General features: G+C 60.8%; 14 protein-coding genes and 2 pseudogenes. 8 read left to right on the forward strand and 8 right to left on the reverse strand.

Going from position 1 to position 17,172, the window contains the following annotated elements:
* Positions 1 to 25: 25 nt before the first annotated feature.
* Positions 26 to 949, reverse strand: a complete 924-nt coding sequence (locus AC0KS4_RS00765; RefSeq protein WP_007172267.1) for a ferritin family protein — start codon at positions 947 to 949, stop codon at positions 26 to 28.
* 113 nt (positions 950 to 1,062) lie between these two features.
* Positions 1,063 to 1,277: pseudogene (locus AC0KS4_RS00770) on the reverse strand (SDR family NAD(P)-dependent oxidoreductase); the annotation flags it as partial.
* Positions 1,278 to 2,154: 877 nt separating this feature from the next.
* Here AC0KS4_RS00770 and AC0KS4_RS00775 point away from each other — a divergent pair.
* Both AC0KS4_RS00775 and AC0KS4_RS00780 read left to right on the forward strand, forming a co-directional pair.
* Positions 2,155 to 2,358 (forward strand): annotated as a pseudogene (locus AC0KS4_RS00775) (IS3 family transposase); the annotation flags it as partial.
* A 346-nt stretch (positions 2,359 to 2,704) separates the two neighbouring features.
* Positions 2,705 to 3,721 carry an AurF N-oxygenase family protein gene (locus AC0KS4_RS00780; RefSeq protein WP_033721575.1) on the forward strand — a complete coding sequence of 339 codons (1,017 nt, stop codon included), beginning with the start codon at positions 2,705 to 2,707 and terminating at the stop codon, positions 3,719 to 3,721.
* Positions 3,722 to 3,933: 212 nt separating this feature from the next.
* On the opposite strand, the gene AC0KS4_RS00785 is transcribed toward AC0KS4_RS00780, so the two are convergent.
* The gene (locus tag AC0KS4_RS00785) at positions 3,934 to 4,797 is read right to left on the reverse strand and encodes an SDR family NAD(P)-dependent oxidoreductase (protein WP_007172270.1); all 864 of its coding nucleotides are present in this window, start codon (positions 4,795 to 4,797) and stop codon (positions 3,934 to 3,936) included.
* Between the two features lie 545 nt (positions 4,798 to 5,342).
* Here AC0KS4_RS00785 and AC0KS4_RS00790 point away from each other — a divergent pair.
* From AC0KS4_RS00790 to AC0KS4_RS00805, 4 genes are all read left to right on the forward strand, one after another.
* Positions 5,343 to 6,233, forward strand: coding sequence for a metal-dependent hydrolase (locus AC0KS4_RS00790; RefSeq protein WP_170826031.1), 891 nt, complete (start codon positions 5,343 to 5,345; stop codon positions 6,231 to 6,233).
* A 69-nt stretch (positions 6,234 to 6,302) separates the two neighbouring features.
* Positions 6,303 to 7,172, forward strand: a complete 870-nt coding sequence (locus AC0KS4_RS00795) for a metal-dependent hydrolase (protein WP_007172273.1) — start codon at positions 6,303 to 6,305, stop codon at positions 7,170 to 7,172.
* Positions 7,144 to 8,772, forward strand: a complete 1,629-nt coding sequence (locus AC0KS4_RS00800; RefSeq protein ID WP_007172274.1) for a flavin-containing monooxygenase — start codon at positions 7,144 to 7,146, stop codon at positions 8,770 to 8,772. The genes AC0KS4_RS00795 and AC0KS4_RS00800 overlap by 29 nt, the downstream gene beginning before the upstream one ends.
* Positions 8,769 to 9,722 (forward strand): SDR family NAD(P)-dependent oxidoreductase, encoded by a 954-nt coding sequence (locus AC0KS4_RS00805; RefSeq protein WP_007172275.1) that lies wholly within the window; start codon positions 8,769 to 8,771, stop codon positions 9,720 to 9,722. The genes AC0KS4_RS00800 and AC0KS4_RS00805 overlap by 4 nt, the downstream gene beginning before the upstream one ends.
* Positions 9,723 to 10,049: 327 nt before the next feature.
* On the opposite strand, the gene AC0KS4_RS00810 is transcribed toward AC0KS4_RS00805, so the two are convergent.
* The 4 genes from AC0KS4_RS00810 to AC0KS4_RS00825 form a co-directional block, all read right to left on the reverse strand.
* Positions 10,050 to 10,457: an SCP2 sterol-binding domain-containing protein gene (locus tag AC0KS4_RS00810; protein WP_007172276.1), complete on the reverse strand. Its 408-nt coding sequence runs from the start codon at positions 10,455 to 10,457 to the stop codon at positions 10,050 to 10,052.
* 279 nt (positions 10,458 to 10,736) lie between these two features.
* Positions 10,737 to 11,024 carry an NADH-quinone oxidoreductase subunit I gene (locus AC0KS4_RS00815; protein WP_007172277.1) on the reverse strand — a complete coding sequence of 96 codons (288 nt, stop codon included), beginning with the start codon at positions 11,022 to 11,024 and terminating at the stop codon, positions 10,737 to 10,739.
* Positions 11,025 to 11,050: 26 nt separating this feature from the next.
* On the reverse strand, positions 11,051 to 11,503 hold the full coding sequence (locus tag AC0KS4_RS00820) for a hypothetical protein (protein WP_007172278.1): 453 nt from the start codon (positions 11,501 to 11,503) through the stop codon (positions 11,051 to 11,053).
* Positions 11,491 to 12,675, reverse strand: coding sequence for a ferritin-like domain-containing protein (locus AC0KS4_RS00825; RefSeq protein WP_007172279.1), 1,185 nt, complete (start codon positions 12,673 to 12,675; stop codon positions 11,491 to 11,493). The genes AC0KS4_RS00820 and AC0KS4_RS00825 overlap by 13 nt, the downstream gene beginning before the upstream one ends.
* Before the next feature lie 248 nt (positions 12,676 to 12,923).
* On the opposite strand from AC0KS4_RS00825, the gene istA reads away from it, so the two are divergent.
* On the forward strand, positions 12,924 to 14,432 hold the full coding sequence (gene istA / locus AC0KS4_RS00830) for an IS21 family transposase (protein WP_079669096.1): 1,509 nt from the start codon (positions 12,924 to 12,926) through the stop codon (positions 14,430 to 14,432).
* Positions 14,429 to 15,238, forward strand: a complete 810-nt coding sequence (istB, locus tag AC0KS4_RS00835; RefSeq protein WP_007172566.1) for an IS21-like element helper ATPase IstB — start codon at positions 14,429 to 14,431, stop codon at positions 15,236 to 15,238. Before istA ends, istB begins: the two co-directional genes overlap by 4 nt.
* Before the next feature lie 351 nt (positions 15,239 to 15,589).
* Here the strand turns inward: istB and AC0KS4_RS00840 are convergent, their stop codons facing one another.
* Positions 15,590 to 17,098, reverse strand: a complete 1,509-nt coding sequence (locus AC0KS4_RS00840; RefSeq protein WP_033721569.1) for a carboxylesterase/lipase family protein — start codon at positions 17,096 to 17,098, stop codon at positions 15,590 to 15,592.
* Positions 17,099 to 17,172: the final 74 nt, after the last annotated feature.

The raw sequence follows: 17,172 nt of genomic DNA on the forward strand, positions 1-17,172 counted from the left end.
ACGATCAGAACGGTCGATTGATCGGTCACTTGGAAACCGGTTCGTATGTCATGTCCCCAGCCCAGGAGGGCAGTTTGCCGAACACCTGGACGGGGAAATGGTCGACAAGGGTACCTAGCCCCTGGGAAAAGAAATGGAAAGGTTGAGCGCGGTTGATAGTCGCAGACATGTGCGTCCGAAGGATGTGATAAGCGGGAATTCGGCGGGTGAACTCGCTTCGATCGCCGATATTCGAGTAGCGTGTGACCGCGTTGTATAGCTTCTCCTCCGAGAGGCCCCACGCAGTGAGGTTAGCCATCATCCTGGTGAGCAGCGGTATATACATTAGGGAGCCGAGGAGAATTCTCGGATCAATAATGGACCCCACCGTCTCGATCACGTGCACCCGCACCGGGCTGGCGCCGAGGTCATTGAGAACTTGGAAACCCACTGCAAGATGGCGAGATTCGTCACTATTGACCTTACTGAAGACCTCGCCGCACAACGGGTCTGCCACCTCGTCTAGAAGGAACTTCAGCAACGCGCCGTCGAGGGCGCATTCCAACGCCGGGATCGCAGAGCTCATCACCGTCAACGGGAGCGCATCGCTATAGTGGTCGATCCACTCGATCCCCAGCCGAATATTCTTATTCGGCACAGGTGTCTCTCCTGGCTCGAGCATTCCCCAGCGATGCATGAGGGCAAGTTCGGCATTAGCGTGCCGCTGCTCCTCGGCGTGGAAGTAGTGGTAGATCTCTCTTAACGCCTCGAACGGCGCCTTAGGCGCCATCGCCTCGAAAGCACGCGCTCCGACATGCTCGATCCACACCACATCTGACATGAATTGTTTGAGGTGGGGCCGTTGCTCGTCGGTAATCAACTCCGCGCCTGGGGCTTCCCAATCGATGTCGGCAAGCGCCCACTGTCGGTCTTTAATCGTTTGCAGCATATCGCTGTATTCGAACGCCATTTCCCTACTCCGATCTGGTTCTTCAAATCGCCCGGTGGCTATTTACCGCGCGACCCACTCGATGACACCAAGCCCACCGGTATAGCTCCTGGGCGCCATTCTCTCGGCCTGCCATCACAGGTAATGTCCGAACCTTGACCACCAGCTTGGACGACAAGTCCAACGGTCTCCTTAGCCCGTCCCGGATCGATATCGGCGCAGACACCCGCGCACCCCGACGAGCAAGCTCAACGCCAAAGCCGCGGCCAATGCCGCTGCCAGCTCTCGTGACTACAGCGACAGCACCATGAGTGAGCACATCTGAGCCGCCGAATGGCACCAGCCTCATCGGCGACCGCACGCGCGGGAGCCAGCAGGATCCGCAACCACAAACTGGTGGCACTGGCCCTAAGTGTGGGCGCATGACACCAGTTTTGTGCCGCTCCGGGCGCCTTGTCAAGACGCCGCCTGGACTCAGCAAATGCGTGGGTAGACCCGCTCGTCGCGTCAGCTAAGAATGCGCGCGTGCGGCGCACCTGATCAGCCAAGGATAACGCGCTGGATAGGCCCAGCTGGTGGTACTGAAGGTGAGTCAACGCAAGGTGGTGCTGAGGCGATCGTAACCGCTACGTGGGGACGGACAGGGCCGGCAATGGCCGGAATCTCGACCAGTTGTGCGCCATCACCGGCTGGCGTCGCAATCACGTGCGTAACGCACTCAAGGACACGCTGCGCCCGAAGGTCGTCACGAAAAGACGGCCGCAGCCGCCAAAGAATGGGCCGAAGTCCTTGCGGTGCTGACCTTTGCTGGGAATTGTAGGGCATGCTGGCGGCAGACGACTGCCGCCTTATGCTGGGCGGGTTAGACGGGTATGGGGGGCTGGGGCCTCCGCTCACATGTGAACGTGGGTTGCCGTCAGAAAGTTGGTCCTGGTCGGTAGAGCCACAGTTGTGGGAGGCCCAAGTGGTAGTTCAGCGGACGAGCCATTCTGACCTGGCGCTCGCCCTCAGGAGATGAAAATTATGCAGTGGTCGCCTGTCGACGCCGTCTAACAACTGTGGTCCTACGAGGCCGTGCATCGAGCCGGGCGTCGGATGCCGCTGTTGGGCCCTTCACTGTTGCCGCTAGTTGAGCACGAGGATCAGAATCGTTGTCCCCATGCGTTATCCGCGGGCGGCCGCACCTTGAGATGAACAGGTGTGAGTGTGCAGTGAGGAGATGATGGCGCGCGGATTCCCCGTTTCGCCGCGGCCCGCTGAACACCCTGTCCGACGTCGAACACGTCACCGCCGACTATGTCGCCTGGTACAACCAGCAGCGGCTCATGCACCGCCTCGGACGAGTCCCACGCGCCGAAGCCGAAGCCCAGTACTATTCCCAACACGTGACCGACCAACCGGCCGGCTCACAGAACCCCGAGGGTGCATAGGATGGTTCACTTCGGCCGCACTGCTTGAACACAGCGGCTGGAGCGTGCCTCGAGGACGCGACGAGCGGGATAGTGTACAAATTACTGATCGCTGATGCCCCCAACCTCGGCTCCGGCGACATCGGTGCCCGCGCCCCTGCCAAGCGAGCTAGGAGCGGGCGATATCGTAATGAAAATGACTTTCAATAGGCTCGTGGTGGCGTGGCTGCGCGACGGCCCGAACCTGTTGCGGCGGGTACAAGCCCTTAAATGGACAGGCTTTTGAAAAGTTGGCGATACCAGCGGTACCGTATCAGTAGCTTTTCTGATGTGAACTTTCGGTAGGAGGCTGGCGATGGCCCAGAAGATCGCTCGGACGAGGTTGGTGCGGCGTTGGCGCCGCAACATGGACGTGCTGGACGACGCCGAGTATGCCGACGTGCTGCGCGTCCTGTCTGAGGGCTCAGTGCGACGCAATTTCAACCCATACATCGACATCGACTGGACCGCACCTGAGTACGCGGTAGTCGACAACGACCCCCGCTGGAAGTTGCCGGCGACTGACCCGCTGGGCCGGCACCCGTGGTATCAGGCGCAGTCGGAGGAACGCCAAATCAGGATCGGCATGTGGCGTCAGGCCAATGTGGCCAAGGTGGGGCTGCACTTCGAGTCGGTCCTCATCCGCGGCCTGATGGGGTACGCGTTCTGGGTGCCGAACGGGTCCCCGGAGTACCGGTACTGCCTGCACGAGGCGGTCGAAGAGTGCAACCACACCATGATGTTTCAGGAGATGGTGAACCACATCGGCGCCGACGTGCCTGGGATGCGGCGGCAGCTGAAGTGGCTTTCGCCGCTGATCCCGCTGGTCGCTAGCCCTCTGCCGATCCCGTTCTGGTTCGGCATCCTCGCCGGTGAGGAACCCATCGACCACACTCAGAAGAACGTGTTACGTGAGGGCAAGGAACTGCACCCGATCATGGAGCGGGTGATGTCCATCCACGTGGCCGAAGAGGCTCGGCACATCTCGTTTGCTCACGAGTATCTGCGTAAGCGTGTGCCGCACTTACCGCGGCGTAAGCGGTTTTGGCTGTCGTTATACGTGCCGGTGATTATGCGGGTGGCATGCTCGGCGATCGTGGTCCCGCCGAAGGCCTTCTGGCAGGAATTCGACATCCCGCGCGAGGTCCGCAAGCAGGTGTTCTTCGGGTCCCTGGAGTCGCGCAAGGCGCTGCGTGACATGTTCGGTGACGTGCGGATGCTGTGCTACGACACCGGGCTGATGAACCCGATCGCGCGAATGGTGTGGCGGATCTGCAAGATCAACGGCAAGCCGTCGCGTTATCGCTGCGAGCCGCAGCGCCAGCACCTGGTCGCGGTCGCCTAGCGTTGTGAGTCACTAATTTGGAGCAGTAGTTAGCTGATGCTGCCAGGATTTGGTCGGCGGTTCTGATCCAGACGTAGGGTCGAGGATTGTCGTTCCAGATGAATCGTCCTGCAAATCCCGGAGGCTCCTGACCTTGGTAACGAGGATGCAGGTATGCCAACGTTGTGGCTCCACCAGCAAATCATTTCGCCAGTCGTCAGGGTTGGCTCTTACTACCTGGGCAGGCCGAGGCGTTCGGCGAGTCGACGCCCCGCACCGTAGCGCCCGGTGCGATAGAACGACGCCATGATGTCCTCGTAGCGAGGGCCGAGGATTCGGGGAATGGCATCGAAAACTCTTGCGTCAGGACCGATCAGCACCCGCGGCTTATTCTTCTTGACCCCACGCAGTATCGCCCTCGAGGCTGATTCGGGGCTGGTGAACGCGATCCTATGGAAAAGGCGGCTAAGCGTTTCGGGGTCCGAGCCGTCGGGCAGCCCTCGGGCGTGACCGGCGATGTTGGTCTTCACCCCGCCCGGGTGAACGCAGGTCACACCTACCGGATGCCTGGCGGCCCGGAGTTCTTGGCGTAGGGCCTCGGTGAAGCCGCGGACGGCGAATTTGGCGGCATTGTAGGCGCTTTGTGACGGAATCCCGACGAACCCGAAAACCGATGACACATTGACGATGTGGCCATCGCCGGACGCGATCAGGTGCGGCATGAATGCCTTGGTGCCATGGGCCACCCCCCAAAAGTTGATGCCCATCAGCCACTCGAAGTCGTCCCAATCCATGTCGGCCACGTCGGCCGAGAGTGCCACACCCGCGTTGTTGAAAACAAGGTTCACTCTGCCGAATTCACTGACGACATTCTTTGCGTGTTCGTAAACTGCCGGCCGTTGGGCTACATCGAGCTCGAACGGCACCGCCTTAGCTCCGACCTTCTCGCATCGACCAGCGGTATCGGCCAGCGCGCTCGTATCGATGTCCGACAGCGCCAGCTGCGCCCCCTGTTCAGCCAAGCTCAACGCCAGGTTACGGCCGATACCTGAGCCAGCGCCGGTGATTACTGCCACTTTATTGGTGAAGTCCTTCATAAACTGATCGCCTCCGAATGTATTTGGACTGGCCGACGGCCGGTTCCGCAGATCGTTGACACCGCCCCCATCCTCTTCTGTAACAACCAGAGTCCACTGCACTACACGGCATGGCGCTGGGTGCCAATCCCGTCCGGGATGTTCACCGTCGCCACAGGCGCCCGTAGAGCAGCTAGAACCGCTAGGTATCCCGGAACATGAAACGCGAGCCTCCCTGTTACGCGCCGTACGAGTGGTTGCTGAGAGCCTCGATGCCGGTATCCAGCTTGAACGCTCCCTGCTTCCGAGTAAGCAATTTTCCGAACAAACAGTATACGTAACGACTAGTACTATGTACTGCGGTTTGGGCCGATTGTCAAAACAGTTTAAAGGCAGGAGTCGTGGAGGTGACAGCGTACGCGGCGGTGTGATGCGGCTCTCAAACGCAGCGCTTCTACACGTCATTGCGGAGTCTTGCGCGCCCTGTCGATCCGCAGTAACGTCTCACTAAACACCTAGTACTGTCGGTATCGGAAACCGGGTGTTCGAGGAAGGGGTATCTTGTTATGACGAGCGACCACATAGTGCAAGAGGCAGCGACCACTGCAAATGCGGTGAGTGAGGGGTCTCGGTATCCGACGACCCGGCGGATACGTTTCCCGTTTGCCCAGGGCAGCAAGTATTTCGTTAACGACGACATCATCTTCAGCCACTTTCTGGCGAACTTGTCGGGGTCGTTCCCGCCGGGGGAGGAGTTGTTCATTCGGTCGGTGCGCCGGTTTGCCGATGAGATCGCCGACCCTGGGTTGAAGAAGCGGGTGGCCGGGTTTATCGGTCAGGAATCGGTGCATGGCCAGCAGCATCGGGCGCTCAATGACAAGCTCGTTGACATGGGGTATCCGATTGGGTGGTGGGATTCCGAAAAGTTTGTTGATTGGGTGAAACGCATCGAGGAGGTGCTGCCGGCCCGGATTCCGCTGGCGGTGACAGCAGCCGCAGAACACTTCACCGCCGTACTTGCTGAGCGGCTGCTCGGCGATGAGGAGATCCAGGCGATCCCGGGTGATGCGGAGGTGTGGAACCTGCTGAACTGGCATGCGCTGGAGGAACTTGAGCACAAGTCGGTTGCCTTTGATGTATTCCGCTCGGTGCGGGGTACCGAGCGGGTGCGTCGACGTGTGATGGCGGTAATGATCCCCCTTCTGCTCCTCCTCATAACCGCCGTACTGGCTTGTTCGGTGGCGCGGGATCCCGAAGCGCGCCGTCAGCCAGTGCGACTGGTGCGTGAGACCTATCGGCTCTACCGCGGCCCCATTCTTCGTGGCGTGATCCCAGAGCTCAGGCAATACCTGCGACCGGGATTTCATCCCGACGACATCGACACCAACGCGTTGCTGGAGCAATGGCAGGAGGAACTCTTCGGCACCGAGGGGGCCCTGGTCGGCTACCTGAAGTGACCGACCACCACACTCAAAACAAAGGAGAGTGTCATGGTAGCTAGTCACGCAGCAGTTGCGAACACAGGAATGGCACCGGAAAGACCAGCAAAAAAGGCGTATCCGAAAACTCGCCGGATTCGGTTCTCATTCGGTGATCCGCAGCCGATGCAGCGTCACTTCGTTGAGGGCGACATCGTGCTTAGCCACCTTGTGGCGTTGCTGTCGGGCATATTTCCGCCCGGCGAGGAATTATTTATCAGGTCGGTCCGGCGCTTCGCCGATCGGGTGACCGATCCGGAGTTAAAGAAGCGGGTGGCCGGATTCATTGGTCAGGAGTCGGTGCATGGGCAGGAACACCGCCGGCTCAACGAGCAATTGGTGGACAGGGGCTATCCCCTGGTCAGTTTTTTCATGTTCGATGCCAATAGTCGGCGGCAGCGGCTGTTGGTGCGGATCGAAAACCTGCTGCCCGCGCGGGTACCCCTGGCGGTCACTGCAGCGGCTGAACACTTCACTGCCACGCTGGCTGAGCGAATGCTAGGCGAGGAGTTACAGAAGATCCCTGGTGATCCCGAGGTGCGAAACCTGCTCAACTGGCACGCGGTGGAAGAGCTGGAGCACAAATCGGTTGCCTTCGACGTTTACCGGTCGGTCCGCGGGCCGGAGTGGCTTCGCATCGGTGTGATGGGGGTTTTATACGTTCTGGCCATCCCGGTGATAACGATCGGCGTGTTGCTGTCCATCGCGACGGACCCTAAAGGGTGGCATCCGATCAAAGTGACGCGTCAAGCGCGTGCTGTGTTTCGAGGCCCGCTGCTCAAGGGTTTGATGGCCGACCTGCGCATCTACATGAAACCCGGCTTTCATCCCGACGATGTCGACACCCGTGCGCTGCTGAACAAGTGGCAGCAGGAACTGTTCGGGACCCATGGCACCCTTGTGGGTTACCAAAAGTAGCAGCAAGTCCGGCGAGCCCGAATTGAGTACAAAAGTCGAGATTGAACAGTTACCTGCTGCCGAGCGTGTCACTCCTGACCATGACGTCGTCATTGTGGGCGCTGGGTTCGGCGGTATCGGCGCCGGTATCGCCTTGCAACGGAGAGGTATTCACGACTTTGTCATCGTCGACAAGTGGGATCGGGTGGGCGGCACCTGGCATGCGAACACATATCCGGGTGTGGCGGTGGATATTCCGTCGTTTGTCTACAGCTTTTCCTACGAGCAGCGCGGTGATTGGTCGCGGATCTTCGCTCCGGGTGACGAGCTTCGGGATTACGCCGATGACGTCGTGGACCAATACGGCCTGCGTGAGAAGCTTCGGTTGAACACCACCGTCGCCTCGGCGGTGTTTGATGAGCACAACAGTCTATGGCGATTGACCGCCGCCGGCAACCAGGAGATCACGAGCCGATATGTCGTAATGGCGGTCGGCGGCCTGGAACGCCCGAAGATGCCCGATATCCCAGGTTTGGACGAGTACGGGGGTGCGCTCGTGCACACCGCGCTATGGGATCACGACGTGGTGCTGGCCGGTAAGCGCGTCGCGGTGATCGGCACGGGCGCCACGGCGCTCCAGCTTGTCCCGGCCATCGTTGACGAGGTCGAACATCTGACCGTCTTCCAGCGAACGCCGATCTGGGTGTTCCCCAAACCGGATATGGAGATCAAGTCCGTCGGCCGATGGGTCCTGGGCCGTAAACGAATCCGCTCGGCTATCCGCACGGTGGGCACTGTCGCAACTGAGATCGGGATGGCGGGGATGTGGGTCGGTCCAGGGTGGCTAGTGAACGGGACTCGCCAGCTGCTCGAGCTAGCTACACGCCGCTGGATGCGTCGGCAAATCGAGGATCCAGTAATTCGGGAGAAGCTGATCCCACACTATGGCTTGGGCTGCAAGCGCCCATCGATGTCAAACGACTACCTCCGCACATTCAACCGCGAAGATGTCAGCCTGGTCACCGATGCGATCGAGTGCATAACCAGGAAGGGGGTGCGGACAGTGGATGGTGTAGAGCACGAGGTCGACGTGTTGATATGCGCGACCGGGTTCAAGCTGTGGGATACGGGTGCAGTGCCACCCTTTCCCGTCATCGGGCGCGACGGCATCGATCTCGGGCGGTTCTGGTATGAGCAGAGATACCAGTCGTATCAAGGCGTGTCTGTTCCCAAATTTCCGAACATGTTCTCCATCACTGGGCCTTATGGCTTCGTGCTGGGATCATATCTGTGGATGATCGAAGCGACGTCGGCTCATCTGAGCCGCGCTATAGCCGAGGCGAAGCGCTGCGGCGCGACGGTCTGCGAGATACGTCAGGAAGTCCACGACGAGTATTTCCGGAAGTGTTTGAAGCGCCAGGAAAAGAACTTTCTGTTCACTCCGACCTGCGCGGATTCGAATACCTACTATATCAACAGCCAGGGCGATTCACCGTTTCGGCCGTCGACGCATGGCGAAATGTATTGGCAGAACCGACATTACAACCTTGATGTCTACCGCTACAGTACGGGCGTTAAGCTTCCGGGTGCGATCGGGGCCATGAGGAAGGAGAACGCGTGAAGGTCAATCGGTTGCGTCCACGCGTGGTGGTGGTCACCGGGGCTGCAAGCGGTATTGGCCGGGCGACAGCGATCAGGTTTGCCAAGCTCGGCGCCCATGTCGTGGTGTCCGACATCGATCTGGATGCGGCACAAGCGACCACGGCGATGATCCGTGGTCATGCCCGCAGCGCGTCGGCGGCGCAATTGGATGTTATCGACCCCGATGCCTGGGAGGCGCTCGCTCGCAGCGTGTTAGCCGATTACGGATACGCCGATGTGCTGGTCAATAACGCAGGAATCTTGGTGGGCGGCCCGTTCTTAGAGCTGCGTCCGTCGGATTGGGAACGCCAACTCGGTGTGAACCTAATGGGCGTCGTTCATGGGTGCCGTTTCTTCGGCGCCCAGATGGTTGAACACGGCGGTGGCCATATCGTCAATATCGCCTCGGCGGCGGCATTCACGCCCACCCCGGTTATGTCGCCGTACTCGGTTTCCAAAGCGGGCGTGAAGATGCTGACCGAATGCCTGCGGCTCGAGCTCGGACCGAAAGGCATCGGCGTCAGCGCGATATGCCCGGGTGTGATCAATACCAATATAGGTGATCGCGCGGTGGTTGTCGGCGTCAACCACGAACTGATCGAACAAGGAAAACAGTTCACCAAGAAGCTCCAGGAATTTGGCGAGAAGTTTCCGATCTCACCGATGAGTCCCGACCTCGTCGCTCGCGCCGCCGTGCGTGCTGTACGGTTTGATCTCGCGGTCGTACCGGTGCGCACCGAGGCCTGGCTGGGCTATTTCATGCTCCGCATTGCCCCCGCTGTCAACCGCCGTATGACACAACCATTCTCAGTGGAGGCGTTGCAGCGGCTGGGCACTCGCCTGTTGAGCACCCAGCGCGCCACGAACCAGGACAAACTTGTCCCCCGTCGAGCCGATTCGGCGGCGTCGGTCGTCAGCACGGGAAAGTAGTCTGCTGACGATCAATGGCCATTCCGAAGTCGAGTGTTTCCGACATCATCAGTCCTTCCCGCCAAGCTCACGCCCGGCGTGTCAGACCAAGATCAGATCCACCGTTGTTCAGACAGTCCCAGGTATGGAAAATGACCCCGACGAAATCCTGCCCCACACCCGTAAACGGGTTTCAGACGCAGGACCCTAGTAGCGCAGGGCTTCAAGTGCGGCGCGGACCAAGACGCCGGTCGCAGCGACCAGGCCGACGCTTATCCGGCCCGTTCGAACATCTACGCTCGAGGAGCTTGATGTACGCCATACAGCTTGACGACTTGTCGACGCGCGTCAAACAACCAGCAGGTCAGTACGGCCCTCAGCCCGCAGCAGCTCCTCGTACCGCGGGAAAAGCTTCTTGGCGACGGGAATAAGCTTCAGGATCTTTGGAACCGGCCCCTTGGCGCGGACCTGGCCTTTGGCCAGCGCGACAGCGAGATTGAGGTTGCCCTGCCAAAACCGGTTGGCCATGTCAGAGGTCATGAACATCGCTACGGTAGGCTTGATGTCACAGTTCCCGGTGAACACCTTCTTATTAGGCATGTCGACCGTAACCTGGATATCCGGGTCAGAGCAGTTGAGCTGCAGCACAACACCGGATGCCGCTAGTTGATCGGCGATCGACTCATCGTCCACCGCCTCCTCGAAGATCCCGGCAATGTACTTCGTTGCCTCGACGCCGTCTTTGAAAACGCCCATGACACAACTCCTAGTCATTTGATGGGGTGGTGATGGTCGGGACGCCGCGAGGTCTGACCGAAAAACCACGATGATGATGTCGTGATAGATCGGCAAAGCTGACGGCGACGCGGCGGGAGCTCATGCGGCAGCTGACATTGTGGGTCGAAGCCACAGCTATCGCCTGTCCGAATTTTGGCAGAGAGGTCAGAATCAACCTCCGCGCCAAGCGGCCGCGCGACACGTGGCCCCGGCCACCAATCTGATGCCAATCCCTCAGCTCCTGGATCTTTTGATGTATCAGCTATCTTTGCGCGCTGCCCAGTCGTATAGCTTTCCGATCTTCGTGTAGCCATTGTCCGGGACAAATGCCGCCTCGACCCGCCCGTCGTGAATACAATCGACGGGGCACAGCGGGACGCACTTCCCGCAGTCGATGCATTCATCGAGGTCGATGACGAATCGGCCCAGGAAATCGTCGGCCTTCTTGGATATGGCATCGACCCGTCCCGGGCACGAGTGCTCACACGCTCCGCACCCGATGCACGTGTCATCGATGTAGAAATGGCCTCGCCGAGTGCCGCTCATGCTCTTTCCTTTTCTTCAGCGGCGACTCACAGCCGAGCGCTCTTGTTGATGAAATGCTGCAAACTCTGGTTGTAGCGGAAAAACATGTCCTTGCCCAGAGGATCAGATGACCAGACCCGTATCGGCGTCGACGCCATGCTCAAGGCGTTGAGGGTGTGATCGAGGTCCGGTCGGCCGTCTCCGGCGCGGATGTTGTCCACCATGTCCAGCCACGAATCACGGTCGGTTTCGATGACGAAATCCATCGACTCCAACCCTGTGTCGCTGATCTCTTTGATCTCGCTCACCTCGAAGCCGTCGAACGTGAGCTGGACAATCAACGCAGACCCATCTGGGCCGCCATCGAAGATGTTGACGGCAAACCGGCAGTCGACCTCGCCGAGTTTACGGAACTCGGCGAGGTCAGCCTTACTGACCTCCGCCAGCCTGGTGAACCACTCAACGGTAGGAAGATCTGCGCTCGTACTTACGCCGTCCACGGCATCTCCAAGGGGATCGTCACCTTCTCGCGACGGTCAAACCCGGCCCGCTCACAGCGCTGCAGGTACTCCTCAATAATCGTCCCCCACAGGAACGACACACCCTCCATACCTTCGTCGATCTTGTCCACTCCACCGCCCATAAGAACGGCCAGCGGTTCCAACAGCCCGGGACTGCTCAGTGCGGTGAGGATGATCTGCTCGCCAAGATCGGCGAAGCGATGCATATCCGAAAGCGCCTTTTCCCGATCAGTCGAGCTGTCGAGGAAGTTCTTCAATTCCAGGGTCCCGTACGACACGTGACGGGCCTCGTCCTGCATGCAGCGCCGGAAGATCTCCTTGTCGACATGCGTCTTGGACAGGTACTCCCCGGCCCGGAAAATCGTAAGGACAAGCCCTTCGCCCAGCACGTTCAGCAGGAACGTGCCCTGGGTGTGGCTCGGCGACTCGAGGATCGCCTTCAGTGCCCACTCCAGGGCCGGGCTGGCGTGCAACAAGCCTCCCCCGCCGGCGAGGGCACGCTTTCGGAACACCTCCATGTGGCGGGCCTCGTCCATCATCTGCGTCACGAGGAAGTTCTTAACCTCGTAGAAATCCGGTGAGGTGCGATACACCCACCGCGACGGAAAGTCACCGGCGACGAACTCAACCTCCGTCAAAGAGGTAGCCAGCTGGCACGCCGCCTTCTCCAGATCCTCACTGGCGGGCTCCAGCTCGTTCCACGGAATATCGCTGGTGGAGTTCCACTGCCGTGCCTTGGCCTCCTCATACAGCGTCATGACGTTGTCCGCCCAGGCCTCCTTCTTGTCGAGGATGTCATAAGCGTCGATGGTCGGCATCTGGTCAACATAGGGCTCACGCACAGAGCCGCGCGGGGCGAAGTTGCGCCACGTCGTGTGCTCGGGCAGCGTGCCGTAGGCTGGCGGGCGGTTGATGTCGGTATAGGTCAACCCCCGCGAACTCGGGCGCGCGCGAACACCCCAATTGGCCTTGTCGGTGTTCATCCAGTGCAGCGAAAACGAGCCGCGCCCGAGCCGGTCGAGGTTCTCCTGCAACAACTCAGCCCAAATCGTGTTGTCCTCCCGAAACTTCTTCTCGTAAGCCGCCAACGCCTCGTCTTCGAGCGGAGTTTCACTGGGAAGCGCCTGCATCTGGGTCAGCATCTCGGTCATGTGGTGATCCTTCACATTAGTGACCTAATCCATTCGTAGCGCCAGCGTATGGCGCCGCTCACATCGCGTGTAAGGTCCGGCAGGTGTCCGTGGCCATGAAAAAGTACCCACTGGTGGCCAAGTGGAGGTATCCGCTGGTGGCCGGATAAAAGTACCCACCCCGTGTTCGTCGTGTCGATCAGGAACTGCGGGCCCCGGTGGTGACGGTGAAGGTGCCAACCACTCATCGTCACCACCGGGGAGTTCCATTGAAGTCTGCGAGGGACCGCATGGACATCATTTCTGCTTATCAACAAGTCGGGTCATACCGCGGCGCCGCGCAGCTGTGCGGCACCACCCATAGGACCGTCAAGAAAGTCGTCGAGAAATTCGAAGCCGGTGAGAGCGCACCGCCGCGGGTCGAGCGGGCCCACAATTACGATGCGGTGGCCGATCTGGTCGCCGAGCGTGTCGAGAAGTCGGCGGGTCGGATGTCGGCGAAGCGGATGTTGCCGATCGCGAAGGCCGCCGGTTACGACGGGTCGGCACGCAACTTCCGTCGCCTCGTTGCTGAGGCGAAGGTGTTGTGGCGCAACGAACATCACCGGGGACGTCGCCCGGCGGTGTGGTCACCGGGTGAGTATCTGGTGATCGACTGGGCCCAAGCCGCACCCGGGTTGTTCCTGTTCTGCGCAGTGCTGGCGTTCTCCCGGTGGCGCTTCGTCGCGTTCGCCACCGACCAGAAGGCGTCCACGACGTTGGCGTTGATCGCCGAAGCGATGGCCGGGATAGGTGGTGTCCCGGCCCGGGTGCTGGCCGACCGGATGGCCTGTCTGAAGGGCGGCGTGGTCGCCAACGTGGTGATCCCTACCGCCGAATACGTCCGGCTGGCAGGTCATTACGGTTTCGCGCCGGACTTCTGCCATGCATCCGACCCTAAATCGAAGGGCATCGTGGAGAACTTGTGCGGCTACGCCCAACGCGACCTCGCCGTCCCGCTGCTCACCGACGCCGCCATCGCCGGGGTGCCGGTTGATCTGCGTGCTGCCAACGTTGCGGCCAGGGCGTGGTGTCTGGAGGTCAATGCCGCGGTGCATTCGGAGATCTGTGCGGTCCCCGATGAGCAACTGCTGATCGAACGGGAACTCCTGCAACCGTTGCCGTCGCTGCAACTTCGAATCGGGGCACCGTCGGTGATCCGCAAGGTCGACCGGCTGTCGTGTGTCCGGTATGCCTCGGCCCGCTACTCGGTGCCCACCCGACTGATCGGGACCAGCGTGGCCGTCGTCGTCGATCACGGCGCGCTGTGCATCGTGGAGCCCGCGACTGGGGTGATCGTGGCTGAGCACGAACTGGGTGCCCCAGGCAGCGCATCAGTCCTCGACGATCACTACGACGGTCCCCGCCCGGAACCTAGCCGCGGACCACGACCCAAAACTCATGCTGAGCAACAGTTCTGCACACTCGGCGAGGATGCTCAAGCATTCCTGGTCGGGGCCGCCGCGATCGGCAACACTCGGCTGGGCTCCGAACTGGAAGTCCTACTGGCGTTGGGCGCCGCCCACGGCACCGACGCCTTGGTCGGCGCGCTTCGCCGGGCGGTCGCGTTCCGGAGGTTCCGCGCGATCGACGTGCGGTCCATCCTGGCCGCCGGCGCCGGAACGCCGCAGCCCCGCCCCGCCGGGGATGCGTTGATCCTGGACCTCCCAGTCGCCCCGACCCGATCCCTGGCTGCCTACACGGTCAACCCGGCCGCAGACGGTGGTGCCACGTCATGAACGGCACGCCAGCCAAGGCAACCAAACCCGTTGCACCACTGTCCACTCCGCAATTCGCCGCTGATCTCGACGCCGGGCTGCGGCGGCTCAAGCTCGCCGCGATCCGGCGCACCGCCCCCGAAGTCCTAATCACCGCCAAGACCCAGCGCTGGACCCCCGAAGAAGTGCTACGGACCCTCGTCGAGACCGAACTGGCGGCACGGGATGCCTCCAACGTCGTCAACCGGCTCAAGGCTGCCGGGTTCCCGGTCACCAAGACCTTGGAGTCCTTCGACGTGGCCGCATCGTCGATTCAGCCCAAGGTGTTCGACTACCTGTCGAGCCTGGAATGGGTTCGCACACAACAGAATCTGGCGATCATCGGACCGGCTGGGACCGGCAAGTCCCACACCCTGATCGGACTGGGGGTCGCTGCGATTCATGCTGGGCACAAGGTCCGGTACTTCACCGCCGCCGACCTCGTCGAAACCCTCTACCGCGGCTTGGCCGACAACACCGTCGGCAAGATCATCGAATCCCTGCTCCGTGTCGATCTGATCATCCTCGACGAACTGGGCTTCGCCCCACTCGACGACACCGGCACCCAGCTGCTGTTCCGCCTCGTCGCCGGCGCCTACGAACGCCGCTCCCTGGCCATCGGCTCGCACTGGCCCTTCCAAGAGTGGGGTCGATTCCTGCCCGAGCAGACCACCGCCGTCAGCATCTTGGACCGGCTCCTGCATCACGCCACCGTCGTCATCACCGACGGCCAGTCCTACCGAATGAAGGACGCCCAACACCGGAAGGAGAACCCCCAACCAATCTAAGAATCACTGCACGGGGTGGGTACTTTTATCCGGCCACCAGCGGGTACTTCTACTTGGCCATTGACAGCAGGGTCAACTCTGACCCGAGTGGGCCATCCCACTATCGAAACTTTTGGCCCGCCGCCGTAGCGCGAGCCGATAGGCTGAAGCTCAAGCGCTCCGCGCGCAACTACCTGGGCGTCTGGTTCCATTCCCAGGTGGTGGTGGTAATCAGCAGCTGACGCGACGAACAGCGGTTCAACGTAGGGCTGAACGCCGCTCCCCGCCGAATTACGGGCGAAGCTCTGTCTTTGAATACCTCGCCCGCGGCAGTTCGCGGCATGTCGGGAACGAGATGCACACAGAATGCGGTCAGGGGCGGCGGAAGGTAAATCCCTCCCACGCCTGGCGCCGAACCGCAAGCGGGTCACACTCGACCCGCGATGTCCTGTCGAAGATCATCACCGCATGGTCGGCACTGACGTGGCTGGGCCAACCCGCGCCAGGCACGCCTGTGCGGGCGAAGGCGCACCACCGCGACTGGACATCCTCGGTAATGCGCAGCGCCGTATATTTGTCGCCTGCCGCGCTGAGCAGCCGACCCAACCGCGTTCTGTAGACGTCGAAAACTGCGAGCAATTCGGTAGCATGAGTGGCCCCCAGCCCGGACCATCGCAACGTGCGCGGAGCGTAGTCATAGCGGTACACGTATACCGGAGCGTGTGCGCTGTGCGCGTCGGCGATCTGCCATACGACCGATGCGAACGTGAAGTCGCCTCCCAATTCAATACAAGCAGCGGCTTTCGGATAAGAGGGGTACGCCGCCGTAATCCGCTCACGGTCAGCAGATTCCACAGTCGATAGCAGCAGCTCGATCTTGGGTTCGTTCGTTGGCAGTAGTTTCAGGAAGCGGGTGAACAGCTTGGCTTCTTCCGCATTGTTACCCACGACGAGAGGCACTCGGTGTGCTTTTCCCAAGCGCAACGAATCCATTGGATCCAGCGGCAGGTAGTCGGTTCCATATGTGGGACCGACCGGATATACGCCCGGCGCGTTGCGGCTTTCCTGCATGATCAGATGATCCAAAGTCGCTACGAGGTCGGTCGGCGGCGCGGTCAGCAAGACCGCGGCAGCGTCTCGCCTCCGAGCTCCGAGAATCGCCGCAAACCTTGCGGCGTATTCTTCAGATTGTTCACGGGAACTAGCCAAACCTCCCGCGGGGCTCTCAGAAATGGCTTGAGCGAACAGCCCTTTAGCAGCTGGAACAGCCAACAGCGTCGCCACTGCGTGTGCCCCTGCGCTCTCGCCGAATATCGTCACAGCGTCGGGATTGCCGCCGAAGCTTGCGATGTTGTCACGCACCCAACGGAGCGCCATAACCAGATCACGCAGATAAAGATTGTCGTCGATGCGGAAGGCGTCGGTAGACAGAGACGAGAGGTCAACTGCTCCAAGCGCGCCCAGCCGGTAATTAACTGACACGAACACGCACCCCTTGCGAGCCAACGATGCCCCGTCATATACCGGTGTCGCGGAGCTGCCGAGGAAGTATGCGCCGCCATGGATGAACACCATCACAGGTAACGGCCGCTCGTATCTGGTGTCGGGCGCGACGACGTTCAGCGTCAGGCAGTCTTCGCTCATCGGCTGATATTTGCCGAGGCCAACAAAAGTGTATTTGCGCGGCTGTGGTGCACAGTACCTGAAACGGTGACACGGCAAGACTCCCTCCCACGGCTCGATTGGCCGGGGGGCTCTTAGGCGCAACGCCCCGACGGGCGGCTCGGCGTAGGGGATGGATCGCCACCTGGTCACGCCGTCTCGGGAGAAACCCTCGACCAAGCCGGAAGTTACTGTGGTGCAGACGGTACGAAGGTGCATCGCTCGACTGTAGCTAATGGCCATTCACATCCTGCTTAAGTGGATGGATGTCACGCATATCTTGGTTTTGGTAG

The sequence above is a fragment of the Mycobacterium sp. NTMscope_MAC_12 genome, from assembly GCF_976985675.1.

What these genes read in the sequence shown, in the direction of transcription:
- AC0KS4_RS00840 (WP_033721569.1), bottom strand. Translation starts at nt 17,098, where the DNA reads ATGCACCTTCGTACCGTCTGCACCACAGTAACTTCCGGCTTGGTCGAG.
- AC0KS4_RS00765 (WP_007172267.1), bottom strand. Translation starts at nt 949, where the DNA reads ATGGCGTTCGAATACAGCGATATGCTGCAAACGATTAAAGACCGACAG.
- AC0KS4_RS00790 (WP_170826031.1), top strand. Translation starts at nt 5,343, where the DNA reads ATGACGAGCGACCACATAGTGCAAGAGGCAGCGACCACTGCAAATGCG.
- istB (WP_007172566.1), top strand. Translation starts at nt 14,429, where the DNA reads ATGAACGGCACGCCAGCCAAGGCAACCAAACCCGTTGCACCACTGTCC.
- AC0KS4_RS00800 (WP_007172274.1), top strand. Translation starts at nt 7,144, where the DNA reads ATGGCACCCTTGTGGGTTACCAAAAGTAGCAGCAAGTCCGGCGAGCCC.
- AC0KS4_RS00815 (WP_007172277.1), bottom strand. Translation starts at nt 11,024, where the DNA reads ATGAGCGGCACTCGGCGAGGCCATTTCTACATCGATGACACGTGCATC.
- AC0KS4_RS00810 (WP_007172276.1), bottom strand. Translation starts at nt 10,457, where the DNA reads ATGGGCGTTTTCAAAGACGGCGTCGAGGCAACGAAGTACATTGCCGGG.
- AC0KS4_RS00785 (WP_007172270.1), bottom strand. Translation starts at nt 4,797, where the DNA reads ATGAAGGACTTCACCAATAAAGTGGCAGTAATCACCGGCGCTGGCTCA.
- AC0KS4_RS00825 (WP_007172279.1), bottom strand. Translation starts at nt 12,675, where the DNA reads ATGACCGAGATGCTGACCCAGATGCAGGCGCTTCCCAGTGAAACTCCG.
- AC0KS4_RS00795 (WP_007172273.1), top strand. Translation starts at nt 6,303, where the DNA reads ATGGCACCGGAAAGACCAGCAAAAAAGGCGTATCCGAAAACTCGCCGG.